This is a genomic window from Corynebacterium sp. MSK150, assembly GCF_030229215.1.
Classification (GTDB): domain Bacteria; phylum Actinomycetota; class Actinomycetes; order Mycobacteriales; family Mycobacteriaceae; genus Corynebacterium.
The window spans coordinates 186,190-199,757 of record NZ_JASPHM010000001.1 but is presented as its reverse complement, the minus strand read 5'-3'; the positions used below and the strand labels follow the sequence as shown (position 1 = coordinate 199,757).

Sequence of the window (13,568 nt, the reverse complement as noted above, 5' to 3'; positions counted from 1 at the left end):
CTCACCGCAGCGTAAGGAACCTAGAAACCTGCCTTCTTCAGGGCATCGGCCATGGCTCCACCACCACCGGCGCCATTTTGTCCACCCGTGCGGCCGCGCGAGCCACCCCGAGATCCGCGCCCGGATTTGTGGCCGGAGCGCTTTCCGCCTCCTCCGCCGCCGGACTTAGCGGAACCGCGTGGGGAATCACCGCGGCGTTTGGGAGCCGGCTGACCCGGTTCATCATCCAAACGGAAGGAGAGACCGATGCGCTGGCGCTCCACATCAACCTCCATGACCTTCACCTTGACCACCTGGCCAGAGCGCACGACCTCGTGCGGATCGGAAACAAACTTGTGGCTCATGGCAGAAACGTGGACGAGGCCATCTTGATGGACTCCGACATCCACGAAGGCGCCAAATGCCGCCACGTTGGTCACCGTGCCCTCAAGAATCATGCCCGGGGTGAGATCGGAGACCTTATGTACGCCTTCTTTAAAGGTGGCGGTCTTGAACTCAGGGCGCGGGTCGCGGCCGGGTTTATCCAGCTCGGCGATGATATCGGTCACCGTAGGAATGCCGAAAGTCTCGTCTGCAAAGTCTGCTGGCGCCAGCGTGCTGAGTACGCGGGTATTGCCAATAAGTTCAGAAATACCCAGGCCCGTCTTCTCCGCGATGCGGGAGACGACAGGATAGGCCTCTGGGTGTACGGCAGAGGAATCCAGTGGATCGGTACCGCCGTTGATACGGAGGAAGCCTGCAGACTGCTCAAAGGCCTTAGGTCCAAGACGCGGTACCTTCTTCAGTTCCTTGCGGGAAGCGAAAGAACCGTGTTCATTGCGGTAGGAAACGATATTGGCGGCGATGGTGGAATTGACACCCGCTACGCGTTCAAGCAGCGGGACGGAAGCGGTATTGAGATCAACACCCACGCCGTTTACCGCACTTTCCACCACGCCATCAAGAGTGCGGGCGAGCGCCGTCTGGTTAACGTCGTGCTGGTACTGCCCCACACCAATGGCCTTCGGATCGATCTTGACCAACTCAGCCAAAGGATCCTGCAAGCGGCGAGCGATGGAAACCGCACCGCGCAGCGAGACATCCATGTCAGGGAATTCTTCTGCCGCAAGCGGCGAGGCGGAGTAGACCGAGGCGCCGGACTCGGAAACCACGACGGGCGTGGGTCGCTGGCCGCCGGCCTGTTTAATTAGGTCCGCAATTTCTTGAGCAAGCTTCTCGGTCTCGCGGGAGGCGGTGCCGTTGCCGATGGCCATAAGGTCTACAGAATGCTTGGCGCACAGGGTCGACAGCGTCTGAACTGCTTGACTCCACTGATTTTGCGGCTGATGCGGGTAGACAATGGCGGTGTCGAGCACCTTGCCGGTTTTGTCCACTACCGCGCACTTCACACCATTGCGGTAACCCGGATCCAAGCCGATGGTGGCACGCTGGCCAGCAGGTGCCGCGAGCAGCACGTCGCGCAAATTGGTGGCAAAGATCTTCAGCGCGCCTTCCTCCGCGATCTCTTTTAGCCGCATGCGAACGTCCAGGCTAGAGGAAATATAGAGCTTGGTGCGCCAGCCCCAATGGACGGCGTCGGCAAGCCACTTGGAGGAGCGATCCAGCTCGAAGCGGGAGGCGATTGCGTCCTCGTAGTCGGCGTCATCGCCGGCATCTAGCTGCAGCTGCAGCACGCCCTCATTCTCGCCACGCAGCAGCGCCAAAATGCGGTGCGAAGGCAGCTTGTGGAAAGGCTCGTTGAAATCGAAGTAATCCTTAAACTTCGCGCCCTCAGCTTCCTTGCCCTCAACAACGTGCGCGCCCATGGAGCCCTCAGTGAACATACGCTCGCGTACTTCACCCACCAGATCCGCGTCGAGCGCGAAGCGATCCACCAAGATGGCGCGGGCACCGTCGAGGGCCTTCTTGGTGTCCTCAAAGCCCTCGGTGATAAAGGCCTGTGCCAACTCTTCCGGAGCGGCGTTGGGATCCGCAATGAGCTTATCGGTCAGCTCCTCCAGGCCAGCTTCGCGCGCAATATCGGCCTTGGTTTTGCGGCGCTTCTTATACGGCAGATACAAATCTTCTAGGCGCGCTTTGGTGTCGCAGGCAAAGATTTGCTCCTTGAGGGCGTCGCTAAGCTTGCCCTGCTCTTCAATCGCCGCAAGGATGGTCTCCTTGCGCTCCTGTAGCTCCTTTAAATAATTCGCACGCTCTTCAATGGTGCGCAGCTGGGAATCATCCAGCCCGCCGGTGGCCTCCTTGCGGTAGCGGGCAATAAACGGGACGGTATTACCCTCCGCAAGCAGCTGCAACGCGGTAGAAACCTGCGATTCCTTGACGTTGAGCTCGGCGGCGATAGTGGCCGCAATATTCACGTGGTCTCCTCACTCTTTCTCGAGGTTTGGGATTAGACCCACCCAATTTACCGCACGGCTCCTCTGCTACCTTCGCTTGCCGACGCCCCCTAGACGCACAAAACCTCCTTTCCCAGTAAGGGAAAGGAGGTTGCTGCGGCGCGCTCTTAGTAGATAACCACGCGGGCGTTATCGCCGCCGGAGCAGGAAACGCGCGAAGAGCTACCGGAGCAGTACATGGTGTAGGTACCACCGGTGGCCGGCGAGTAGACGCTCAAGGTAGCGCCGGTGCCGCCGCCGGCGACCCAGTTATTCATAAACGCGGTATAGACGTTGCTGGCAAAACCGCTGGAGGTTTTGCTGGTAGCTGGATAGTAGCTAGTGAAGTCACTCCAAGAGTGCCCATTGCTGCTGCCAGAAGACGCTGCCTGTGCAGGCGCTGGAGCTGGAGCATCCTTGGTCTTAGTCACCGTGACCGGGCTGGAGTCTTCATCCTTATCGTCCGCATCGTCCTTGGACGAGGAACCGGAGTGCTTGCTGGAGCCGGAGCCGCTATTGGCATCAGCTTGTTTGAATTGACTATCGGCAGCAGCGCTGGTCGATGCATCATCCTTGTTATTGGTCACGAACATGATAACCATGGCGGCCACCGCGATGACCGCCACAATTGCTGCGATAATTGCGGCGATGGTGGCGCCGCCTACGCCACCGCTTTGCTGCGGCTGGGAATAATACTGCTGATTGTACTGAGGCGGCTGCTGGTTATATCCACCGTAGTTATTGCCATTGGGAGCCGTCATAATTCAGGGACCACCTTGGGAATAGGAATCTAGAGGGAATGTCCCCTTCACTATAACCTTAGAAGGCATATGCGCTGCAGTTTAGGCATGAAAAAGCGCTAAATAATTGTCCAGATTCCGCTTATAACCCAGAATCCGCCCGCCACACCGCCGGGGCACCAAGCCCCATCTCCGTAAAACCGATTTCCACACTGCCTACCCACGAGACTGCCGGCGGCAAGCAGTCTGCTACTAAGGAAGCTACTGCAGCCAGGGGCTGTGTGGTCTCTCCGTTAACGATGAGCCGCCACACCGGAATTCCTTGTGGCCACTGGCCGAATCTGAAGCGATATTCCTGCGCTAGCGGGCTGCTTTCCGAGCTTTCCTCCGCTACCTGGAGAGCGAAAATGCTTAGCGGCTCAAAGCCCCGTGCCCGCAGCGCCTCTGGCAATGCTTCGAGGCTTTTCTCCCACTTCTTGGGCTCTATGAGCACGGAAAGATCGGCGCTTACCTCCATTAGCCTTCACCCTGTGCGTAAGCTTCTTGTTCCAACTGCGCGATGAAAGCCCTGTCTTGTTTATCGAGCTCAGCCGCCTCCAAAAGTTCGGGACGGCGTTGCCACGTGCGCAGCAATGCCTGTTCCCTCCGCCATTTGTCAACCAAACCGTGGTTTCCCGAGGTGAGCACGTCCGGCACGGCTAGACCACGCCACTCTCGCGGCTTGGTATAGCTCGGGCCTTCCAATAGACCATCAGAAAAAGAATCTTCCTCATGAGAGCGCTTATTTCCCAACACCCCGGGGATGAGTCGCACTACGGCCTCTGCAATCACCAACGTTGCCACTTCCCCACCGATCAACACATAATCGCCGATGGAAACCTCGCGCACACGGTAGCGCCGAGCGGCGTCATCCACCACGCGCTGATCGATGCCCTCATAACGCCCGCAGGCAAAAACAATGTGCTCCTCATTGGACCACGCCCGCGCATCTGCTTGGCTAAACGGTTTTCCCGTCGGCGTCGGCACGATAAGCAGTGGAAGGTCGCTATCCTCATCGGCCGTGGCATCAACCGCATAGGCTTGTGCCTCTACCCCTTCTAATTCGTCATGGCGCGGACGGTTCAGGTGTGGCAGCGCAGACTCTAGATTGGGCGCACTTTCCCGCGCGGCGACGCTATCGAGCGCCGGCCCCCAAACTTCTGGCTTCATAACCATGCCGGGGCCACCACCGAACGGCGAGTCATCGACAGACTTATGCGCATCCGTAGCCCACTGCCGCAGATCGTGCACACCTACTTCAAGGCGACCTTGTTCAATGGCCTTCCCCAAAAGCGCATGCCGCAACGGGTCCAGGTACTCCGGAAAAATGGTGATGACGTCAAGCCTCATAGGTCAAGCAATCCTTCCGGCGGATCGATGGTGCACGTTCCAGCCTCTAGGTTCACCTCAGGAACAATGGCATGCACGAAGGGAATGAGCGCCTCCTTGCTGTTGTCGAGTTCTACCTCCAACAAATCCTGGCTTCCGCCGTGGATGACCGATGTGACCTCACCGATCTCCTCGCCTTCCAGAAGTACGCGGAGCCCTTCCAGCTCATGGTCGTAAAAGCCATCATCATCACTGTCAAGCGGCGCGGCAAAGAACTTGGTACCGCGGAGGCTATCCGCCACGGTACGGTCTTTGATCTCTTCGAAGGTAACGAGCAGCCTTCCCTTATGGCTGCGGACCGCCTTGATAGTTAGAGTGTGCTCCTTCTTGCCCTGCGTGCCATGAAGCACTTCCCCCACAGCAAAGCGCACTTCCGGTTCATCAGTAGTGGCCTCGACTACGACTTCACCTTTCACGCCGTGCGATTTAATCACGCGACCAATCATCAATTCCATAGCGGAAAGTCTACAACACAGACCTCTTTGCCCTTGTCAGTCATGAATTTTGGCGCTTTGGAAAGCAAACCCAGATTTTGAGTATTGTTGCCGTTAAAGTGGGCTTATGAGCGATCTACCGACCAACTCCCCGGACACGTTTGGCGCGGCTTCTCATTCAGGTGAGGATTCCGTCATGTCCGCACTAAACCTGCTGGACATCGCGCCTGATACCGATCCGCACCGCCCGCGCCCGGGCGTACAGCGCGTCCTGAGCGCCGATGGTGCCAACCTCATTCTCTTTAGCTTTGCACCAGGACAGTCCCTGCCCGATCACAAGGCCGCACATCCGATCACCGTGCAGGCGCTGCGCGGTGAGCTTGACTTCAGCTACGGCAGTGAAACCATCACGCTCACCCCCGGCTCTATCGTGCACCTTCCTGCATATGAGGTACATAAAGTCGAGGCTACAAGCGAGAGCGGCGACCCTTCTACCCCCGCAGTTTTGCTGCTCACCATGCTGACTAAATAATTTATACGTACATAGGTTTTGTTGATAAAATGAGTTTTATGGAAACGCACAATAAGCCCTACCATCATGGAAACCTCCACGATGAGCTGCTCCGTATCGCTGTTCAACTAGGCAAAAGAAGCGGCCCCGACGCAATTACCGTTCGTGCGGTAACCCGCGAAGCGGGAGTGTCCCCTACCTCCGCATACCGCCACTTCAAGGACCAAGAAGAACTGCACGATAAGGTCGCTGAGCTTGCCACCGATGAGTTGGTCCGGCGTTTACACGAGACTACCGAGACTGCAGAGGGCCTAGATTTTCCAGAGCACCTGATGCAGATTGGTTACGCTTACCTCGAGTTTGCCTTGGATGAGACCAATTTCTTCCGCTGCATGCTGGAGTGGAAGGCGCTGCGTTTCATGCTTGGTGTAGATCCCAATACGGAAGATGATCCGAAGATGGATCACCTACAGCAGATTCGCGATTTCTTCGCCCTGTTGTCCCGCCACGCGGAAGCGTTGGACAATACCACTGACGCTACATATTTCATGCAGAATGCTCTGCTGGCCTGGTCGGCCATTCACGGTTTTACCGTACTTGCCATCAACGGCCCTATGTCCCGGCTTCCACGCGAGCAGATCCTCGAGCTTTTCACACCGGTTGTTACAGGCGCTCTGCGCGGCATGGACTTTAAGGATCCCTCTAACGTCTACAGCCGCTACTCCAACTACAAGCCACAGAACTAAGGGCGAACCAGCCATCCCCGAGAGAGATGCCGCACGTTTCCTAGCGCATCACTTTCAATTGCGACCGCGCACGCAGCCCCGCCACGGACTAGCGTGTGCGGTCGTTTTCGTGTGCCGGCATTAGCACCCAAAAACTACAAAGGCCCCGCTACTACGACCAGTGATCGTAGCGGCGGGGCCCGAAGCTAGAAGCGCTATGCGCTTAGCAAGGGAGGCAGATTACTCTGCGGACTCCTCGGAAGCTTCCTCAGCCTTCTCCTCGGCCTCAGCGTCAGCTTCGCCGGCGGCAGCAGCGGCAGCCTCTGCAGCAGCAGCTTCCTCAGCGGCCTTCTTCTCAGCCTCTTCCTTGGCCTTCTTCTTCTTTTCGGTGATGGCCTCGATGGTCGGGCCGTTGTTAGCCTCAGCCAGTGCCTCGTTGAAGATCTCCAGCTTGGACTTCTTCTCCTCAGCAACCTTCAGGGTGCCCTCTGCGCCCGGCAGACCCTTGTGCTTCTGCCAGTCACCGGTGATCTTCAGCAGCGCGAGAACCGGCTCGGTTGGCTGTGCGCCAACGGACAGCCAGTGCTGTGCACGCTCGGAATCGATCTGGATGAGGGAAGGCTCTTCCTTCGGGTGGTAGATACCGATGTTCTCGATGACCTTGCCGTTACGACGGGTGCGGGCATCTGCAATAACAACGCGGTACTCAGCAGCGCGGACCTTGCCCAGGCGCTGCAGCTTGATCTTGACAGCCATGTTGGCTCCTTTACTAGTCACTGGGCAGTACAGACGCGCACGAGATTGTGCGCCGGTTCAACCCTTGGATTTTATCTGCGCGTGACATACCGGCCGACCGTAGACGGAAACGGTGCTACGCAGAATATTACGTTCTTCAGTTTATCTAGCTCAGAAATACGAGCAGACAACCTGGAATATTTTAGCGCGAGCAGCTGCATTTTCAAAAATTACTACGCCACGCACGCAGGTTCGTTATGCCTGCGATACTGAAGCAGAGTACCCTTAAGGGCCGAATATAGACATTTCGTTTCATATGTATGGCGCGCCTTCCGCCCCACCATCCAGGCATAGGCGCACGAAAAGACAGTTTATGACTAAAGAATCACCGCGAAATTTCCGGTACCGCTATGACCTTGATGGTCTGCGCGGTATTGCCATCGGCCTAGTAGTTATCTACCACGTATTCGTCGGACGCGTATCCGGCGGCGTCGACGTATTCCTGCTGCTATCCGGCTACTTCTTCTTGGGCTCCCAGCTGCGCTACGCAAACAAGCCCAACGCCTCCCTGAACCCATGGTGGCCTATCTGGCGAACCTTGCGGCGCCTGGTACCAAGCTTGGTTTTGGTCATCGGCGTGACCTACATTCTGGTGCGCGTTTTCACCCCGCAGCTCATGCGCACCGAGCTCACCCAGCAGATTACAGCCACCATGCTGTACTACCAGAACTGGGAACTAGCGGAACAAAACGCCGACTACACGGCGGCCGCGGCTGATACCTCACCGCTGCAGCACATGTGGTCCATGGCCGTGCAGGGTCAGTTCTACATCATGGGCATTGCCTTCGCGCTCATCTTGGCTGCCATCATGAAGTTCCGGCCGAAGCAGCAGCCTTTGGGCAAGCGCAGCTTCCCCACGGTCAACCAGATTGCTGGCCCGATCCTCATCGTGGTCACCATCGCCTCCTTCGCCTATGCTTCGCGCCACGGCCTCTACGGAACTCCGGAGAACTACTATTCCACCTGGTCACGCGCTTGGGAGTTGACCTTGGGCGCGGTCTTGGCCATCTACGGTTCCTCCTGGAAGATTCCAGCCCGCCTCTATGACCTCTTTACCGGCCTGGGCCTTCTGATGCTCATCTTTACTGGTGCCATCATCGCGGATACCACTGCGTATCCTGGCCCGCTTTCCCTCTTGCCACTAGGCGGCGCCGTGCTCATTATCTTGGGCGGCGGTGGCAAGATTTCCAAGGCCATGGCCTCCAAGCAGGCGCGCTGGCTGGGCGATGTAGCCTACCCGCTCTACCTGTGGCACTGGCCATTGCTCATTTTGTCCACCTCCTACCTGGGTCAAGAAACCCCGTCGTGGTGGTTGGGCGTCATCATTATCGTCATTTCGCTAGTGTTGGCGGACCTCACGCACCGCTTTTTGGAAAAGCCCCTGCGCCAGCATCGCAAGCGCCCCACGGCCGAGGATCTGCCGGTACGTAAGGGCCTTTCGACCTTGCAGAAACCCGCCGGTGCCGCCCGCGGTGTGGGCGGCGTCGTAGTCGCTGCGGCTGTTGTCGGCCTCTTGGCTATCCAGCCACTGTGGATGCGCACCCTTGATGATGCTGATGCGGAGCTTTTGGATCCTGCCCTCTACCCCGGCGCAACGACGTTCATCAACGACATCACCCCGCCGGATAACGTGGAGGTCAAGCCTGATCCGATTCTGGCCGGCGGAATCCAGCCACCAGTAGCGACAAATTGGTGCTTCGTGCCAGATAGCCAGCCCGCTGACTTCTTCTTCGAGACCCGCAAGGACGGCAAGACCCCCTGCATTTTCGGTGACCCCAACGCAGAGAAGGAAGTCTATTTGGTCGGCGGTTCCCACGCGGAGCAGTATTCTGCCCCGCTGGACCGCTTAGGCAAGGAAATGGGCTTTAAGCTGGTACCGCTGCTGCGCCAGGGCTGCCCGATTGAATTGGGCGACGATGTCACCGTGACGCCAGAGTGTGCCGAGTGGGGCAAGCTGGTCATGGATCGCATCGAAGAGGCGAACCCGGCCTTAGTCATCTCGAATACCACTCGCCCGCAAAATGAATTTGGCACCGGCCCCGATGCCGTGCCCGCCGGCTACCAAGCATTCTGGGAGGAATTGGCCGAACGCGATATTCCCTTCTTGGGCTTCCGCGATAACCCGTGGGGCTTTGATGAAGAAGGCCGTCCACGCGAGTTTGATGAGTGCTACGTCGCTACCGAAGATGCCTACGGCTGCGGCATGCGCTTTGAGCAGGTCTACCAGCCTTATGACCCCGGTGCGGTCGTGCTGTCGAAGTACCAGAATATGCTATCGATCGATACCGCTCCGTGGTTCTGCGATGCCAATGGTGACTGCCCCGTCATCATCGGCAATACGATGGTCTACCGCGACATGCACCACATCACCAATGCTTTTGCGGAATCGGCAATGCCAATGATCCGCGAGGCCCTAAAGCCCTTCCTCAACGGGGAAAAAGTCCAGCAGGAAGCCCCTGATATTCCACCGGAGCAGGCTGCAGGAGCCGTGGAGCAAGCGCCCGCAGCACCTACCGACGCCGGAAAGCAACATGCCAACCCAGTCCCTTACCCCAACGCCGCACGAGACGATGCGGTCTAGGCCATAGCTCGGTCGCGCACAAGCTCCGAGAGCGAAGGCGCCTCATGCGAAGGCGCGCTGGGGCTTAGGGCGGCGTCGGCAAGCCGCACAAAAAGGAGGCTCCCGCAGCAACGCGGAAGCCTCCTTCTTTATGCTTTAAGGCTGGGGAACGCTACTTTTTACCCTTGCCAAAGTCCAGGTTGTCAAGATCGATATTTTCCATTCCCTTCGGCATCTTTGGCATGCCGGGCATACCTGGCATGCCACCGCCGCCGCCCATTTGCTGCTGGAGCTTTTGCAGCTCCTCCATGGACGGCATGCCGCCGCCACCGGGCATTCCTGGCATTCCGCCCATGCCCGGCATACCGCCCGGCATCTTCGGGCCGCGGTTGCCACCGCCGCCCTTGCCCTTCTTGCGCTTGCCATTCTTGCCCTTGCGACCCTTGGGCTTCTTCTTGGTAGCGGAGCGACCACCCATGCCGCCCATGCCGAATTGGCCGGCCATCTTGGACATCATCTTCTTAGCCTGGTTGAAGCGCTCAATAAGCTGGTTGACCTCGGAAACGCTCACACCAGAACCATTAGCAATGCGCTTGCGGCGCGAAGCATTGAGAATCTTCGGATCCTCGCGCTCCTGCGGCGTCATACCGCGAATGATCGCCTGGATGCGGTCCAGCTGCTTTTCATCCACCATGGCGGCCATTTCATTCATCTGCTTGCCGCCAGGCATCATCTTCAGCAGGTTGCCGATGGGGCCCATCTTGCGGATCATCAGCATCTGCTCAAGGAAGTCATTGAGCGTCAGCTCGCCAGAGCCGAGCTTAGAGGCTGCCTCCTCAGCTTTCTGGTGGTCCAGGGTTGCTTCAGCCTGCTCGATAAGGGAGAGCAAATCACCCATGCCCAGAATGCGGCTGGACATGCGCTCTGGGTGGAAGACATCGAAATCATCGAGCTTCTCACCGGTAGAGGCGTACATGATGGGCTTGCCCGTAACCTCGCGGATAGACAAGGCCGCACCACCGCGGGCGTCACCGTCCAGCTTGGTGAGAACAACGCCGGTAAAGTCCACGCCATCGCGGAAGGCCTCGGCCGTCTGCACGGCATCCTGGCCGATCATGGAGTCGATGACAAAGAGGACTTCGTCCGGGTTGACGGCATCGCGGATATTGCGCGCCTGCGTCATCAGAGTCTCATCGATGCCCAAGCGGCCAGCGGTATCGATGATGACCACATCGTGCTGCTTCTGCTTAGCCTCAGCAATGCCCTGCTTGGCGACGTCCACCGGGTCACCGTGCGAGGTACCCATTTCATGCTCATTGGAGTCCAGGGAGGTTCCCGGATCCGGTGCGAAGGTCGGCACCTCAGCGCGCTCGCCGACGATTTGTAGCTGCTGCACCGCGCCTGGGCGCTGCAAGTCACAGGCCACCAGCATCGGGGTATGGCCCTGCTTAGCCAGGTGCTTGGCCAACTTACCGGCCAGGGTGGTTTTACCAGCACCCTGCAGGCCGGCAAGCATGATCACCGTCGGCGGGTTCTTAGCCAGGTTCAGGCGGCGAGTTTCGCCACCCAGGATCTCAATGAGCTCCTCATTGACGATCTTGACTACCTGCTGCGCCGGGTTGAGCGCCTCAGAGACTTCCGCGCCACGGGCGCGTTCCTTGATGCGCTTGATAAAGCCACGGACGACGGTCAAAGACACGTCGGCTTCCAGCAGCGCGAGGCGGATCTCGCGGGCGGTGGCATTGATATCAGCCTCGGTCAGTTTGCCCTTACCGCGCAGGCCCGCCAGGGCTGACTGTAGGCGGTCTGATAGTGAGTCAAACACTACGGATGCGCTCCCTTAATTTAGATCGATCTAAAGTTCAACTATTCAATCTTAGTCCCTAGCCAGGGCCCTGGTCACATTCCCCACCACGGTAGCGCGAGAAACCTGCCCGGCAAGGTACACATTGACGATCATCGTCGCGCCCATAATCTCATGGCGCAGCCACACAAAGTCCGGCAATGCCTCAACCAAGTGCCCTAAAGCGCCGATGCGCTCGACTGTCCGGATGACCAAAATGCCACCCACATCGAATGCCGCAGTGGTCACCTCTCCAGTAATGGCCGGCAGCTCCGTATAAGTTCGTGAGTTATAGGACTGGATAAACCTTATCTCCTGCGCTGCCTCCTTTAGGGTCTGTTGCACCGTGCGGATGAAAAACTCCGCCTTATAGGCACCGTCCTCCTCGCGAACGATTTTCGCCCGCACGATGGTCCACCCCAGAGCCGATAACAAGGCAAAGATGCGCTTTAACTCTTCTTGCGAGGAACCGCACCACGACACACTAACTTCTTGGTCTTCCCAATCCACTTTGAGCGCAACGCCTTCGCTAGATAGCGGTACATGCACAGCAGGGCGGTCGAGAACACGTGGTTTGAGCGCCTCAAGTGCCCGCGCGACGATCAGCTTCTGTGCTTGCTCCACCCGCGGTGTCCACACGCCCGGCCCAGTCGATTGGGCATCCGCCTCAGCCAACACCGCTAACAGGGATATAGTCAGCTGATCATAATGCGCGGCAGCCAAGAGGGCGTCGCGAGCGGCATCGGAAGCTGGGTCCATCGTCGCTGCTAACCGCGCCAAGGTGGTATGTTCTGCCACCAGGGTTTGGGCGCGCGACCTATCGGCGACGCTCAGCCGCATACGGGCTGCCTGGCGGGTAATCATCTCCGCACCGACTTGGGCGTGGGGGCGCCCGTAGCCCTTGCCTATGTCATGGTAAAGCGCGGCCAACAGCAATAAGTCCGGACGAGCCACTGACGTACGCATCTGCGCGCACCGCGTTACCGTTGCGATGAGATGATGGTCCACTGCATTGACGTGGCTGCGCTCGCGGGGCAACAAGCCGCGCACATGCCCCCATTCTGGGACTAAACGTTCCCACAGGCCATAGCGGTCCAAGTCCTGTATGACGCGCGGCGTGCATCGCGGGGAGGACAAAATAGCGAAGAAGTCATCCACCGCTGCCCGCGGCCAGCGTGGCGGCAGCTCAGGCAAGTCTTGGAGCTGGTGCCAGGTGGTCTCGGCGATGATATATCCCGTGCGCGCCGCGGCAGCTGCCACGCGGGTGAGCAGCCACGGGTCTTCCACATTTGGATTGCGCGAAAGGAAAATGTTGCCGCCCTCGGACACCACGTCCACATCGAGCGGACGGCGCCGGCCCCGGCCGGTCACTGAAGCATTACGGCCTAGCACCCCACGGGCGGTAGCAAGGCCGCGCTCCACCGCCTTATTGACCGTGGCCGCAGCGCTGACCAAAGCTGCTGTCAGGGCATAACGGCTTTCAAACCCCAGATCCGCAGCGACATCCGCGGCGAACTCGGGATCCAAGATATCCCGGTGGCGCCGAGCTGTGACGTGCAGGAGCGTGCGGGCGTCGAGAAGCAGCCGCTGCTCAATGTCTAAATCTGGAAAGTCGCACAGGTTGCCCAAAGCCATCGCGCGCAAGAGCTGAATATCGCGCAGTCCCCCGCGCCCGTTCTTCAGGTCTGGGTTCGTCATCGCTGCCACCGCGCCCGAGCGCTTCCACCGAGTAATCGCGGTATCCAAGAAATCATCAAAGCCGCGTTGCAGCTGGCGCCGCCACGCCGCGAGCAATTGCGCCCGCGCCTCATCCACCAGAACCTTGCGCCCTGCTACAAAGGCCAAATCCAACTGGGCAAAGCCGGCCGAGGCATCTTCGGCAGCAATCGCCCCGCACTCTTGTGGGGTGCGCAGGGCATAATCCAGGCGGTACTTGGCATCCCACACGGGGTACCACAGCTGCTCCACCAGCGCCGGATCTGGCTCGTGACCTTCCGGATAGATGAGGATGACATCAATATCCGAGTGCGGGGTCATCTCATTGCGCGCAAAGGATCCGGTGGCAGCCAGCGCTGTTCCAGGTGGAAGCTCGAGACTGCGCAATACACGAAGCGCCGAGGCATGGGCCTCGGCGCGAATCTGTGTGGCGGTATGCAT

Annotated in this window: 11 protein-coding genes; 3 read left to right on the top strand and 8 right to left on the bottom strand. The window is 58.8% G+C overall.

Going from position 1 to position 13,568, the window contains the following annotated elements; all coding sequences use genetic code 11:
- Nucleotides 1-20: 20 nt before the first annotated feature.
- The 5 genes from QP941_RS00940 to rimM all read right to left on the bottom strand — a co-directional run bounded on the left by QP941_RS00940 (nt 21) and on the right by rimM (nt 4,998).
- Complete coding sequence (locus QP941_RS00940) at nt 21-2,357, bottom strand: Tex family protein (RefSeq protein ID WP_284867681.1); 2,337 nt, start codon at nt 2,355-2,357, stop codon at nt 21-23.
- 146 nt (nt 2,358-2,503) lie between these two features.
- On the bottom strand, nt 2,504-3,136 hold the full coding sequence (locus tag QP941_RS00935; protein ID WP_284867680.1) for a hypothetical protein: 633 nt from the start codon (nt 3,134-3,136) through the stop codon (nt 2,504-2,506).
- 121 nt (nt 3,137-3,257) lie between these two features.
- Nucleotides 3,258-3,632 carry a hypothetical protein gene (locus QP941_RS00930; RefSeq protein WP_284867679.1) on the bottom strand — a complete coding sequence of 125 codons (375 nt, stop codon included), beginning with the start codon at nt 3,630-3,632 and terminating at the stop codon, nt 3,258-3,260.
- Nucleotides 3,632-4,504: a tRNA (guanosine(37)-N1)-methyltransferase TrmD gene (trmD, locus tag QP941_RS00925; protein WP_284867678.1), complete on the bottom strand. Its 873-nt coding sequence runs from the start codon at nt 4,502-4,504 to the stop codon at nt 3,632-3,634. The genes QP941_RS00930 and trmD overlap by 1 nt, the downstream gene beginning before the upstream one ends.
- Nucleotides 4,501-4,998, bottom strand: a complete 498-nt coding sequence (gene rimM, locus QP941_RS00920) for a ribosome maturation factor RimM (RefSeq protein ID WP_005328749.1) — start codon at nt 4,996-4,998, stop codon at nt 4,501-4,503. Before rimM ends, trmD begins: the two co-directional genes overlap by 4 nt.
- Before the next feature lie 106 nt (nt 4,999-5,104).
- Here rimM and QP941_RS00915 point away from each other — a divergent pair, with 106 nt between their 5' ends.
- Nucleotides 5,105-5,509: a cupin domain-containing protein gene (locus QP941_RS00915; RefSeq protein WP_284867677.1), complete on the top strand. Its 405-nt coding sequence runs from the start codon at nt 5,105-5,107 to the stop codon at nt 5,507-5,509.
- A gap of 38 nt (nt 5,510-5,547) precedes the next feature.
- Complete coding sequence (locus tag QP941_RS00910; protein ID WP_284867676.1) at nt 5,548-6,234, top strand: TetR/AcrR family transcriptional regulator; 687 nt, start codon at nt 5,548-5,550, stop codon at nt 6,232-6,234.
- A gap of 219 nt (nt 6,235-6,453) precedes the next feature.
- On the opposite strand, the gene rpsP is transcribed toward QP941_RS00910, so the two are convergent.
- Nucleotides 6,454-6,969: a 30S ribosomal protein S16 gene (gene rpsP / locus QP941_RS00905; RefSeq protein ID WP_005328760.1), complete on the bottom strand. Its 516-nt coding sequence runs from the start codon at nt 6,967-6,969 to the stop codon at nt 6,454-6,456.
- Nucleotides 6,970-7,321: 352 nt separating this feature from the next.
- On the opposite strand from rpsP, the gene QP941_RS00900 reads away from it, so the two are divergent.
- Entirely contained in the window at nt 7,322-9,589 is a 2,268-nt protein-coding gene (locus QP941_RS00900) for an acyltransferase family protein (RefSeq protein ID WP_284867675.1), read from the top strand.
- Between the two features lie 151 nt (nt 9,590-9,740).
- On the opposite strand, the gene ffh is transcribed toward QP941_RS00900, so the two are convergent.
- Complete coding sequence (ffh, locus tag QP941_RS00895) at nt 9,741-11,393, bottom strand: signal recognition particle protein (protein ID WP_198491641.1); 1,653 nt, start codon at nt 11,391-11,393, stop codon at nt 9,741-9,743.
- Nucleotides 11,394-11,444: 51 nt separating this feature from the next.
- Nucleotides 11,445-13,568, bottom strand: coding sequence for a [protein-PII] uridylyltransferase (locus tag QP941_RS00890; RefSeq protein WP_284867674.1), 2,124 nt, complete (start codon nt 13,566-13,568; stop codon nt 11,445-11,447).

Coding starts and splice junctions, on each gene's coding strand:
- QP941_RS00900 (WP_284867675.1), top strand. CDS start 7,322: ATGACTAAAGAATCACCGCGAAATTTCCGGTACCGCTATGACCTTGAT.
- QP941_RS00930 (WP_284867679.1), bottom strand. CDS start 3,632: ATGGAGGTAAGCGCCGATCTTTCCGTGCTCATAGAGCCCAAGAAGTGG.
- QP941_RS00915 (WP_284867677.1), top strand. CDS start 5,105: ATGAGCGATCTACCGACCAACTCCCCGGACACGTTTGGCGCGGCTTCT.
- QP941_RS00910 (WP_284867676.1), top strand. CDS start 5,548: ATGGAAACGCACAATAAGCCCTACCATCATGGAAACCTCCACGATGAG.
- rpsP (WP_005328760.1), bottom strand. CDS start 6,969: ATGGCTGTCAAGATCAAGCTGCAGCGCCTGGGCAAGGTCCGCGCTGCT.
- QP941_RS00890 (WP_284867674.1), bottom strand. CDS start 13,568: ATGCATACCGCCACACAGATTCGCGCCGAGGCCCATGCCTCGGCGCTT.
- QP941_RS00935 (WP_284867680.1), bottom strand. CDS start 3,136: ATGACGGCTCCCAATGGCAATAACTACGGTGGATATAACCAGCAGCCG.
- rimM (WP_005328749.1), bottom strand. CDS start 4,998: ATGGAATTGATGATTGGTCGCGTGATTAAATCGCACGGCGTGAAAGGT.
- trmD (WP_284867678.1), bottom strand. CDS start 4,504: ATGAGGCTTGACGTCATCACCATTTTTCCGGAGTACCTGGACCCGTTG.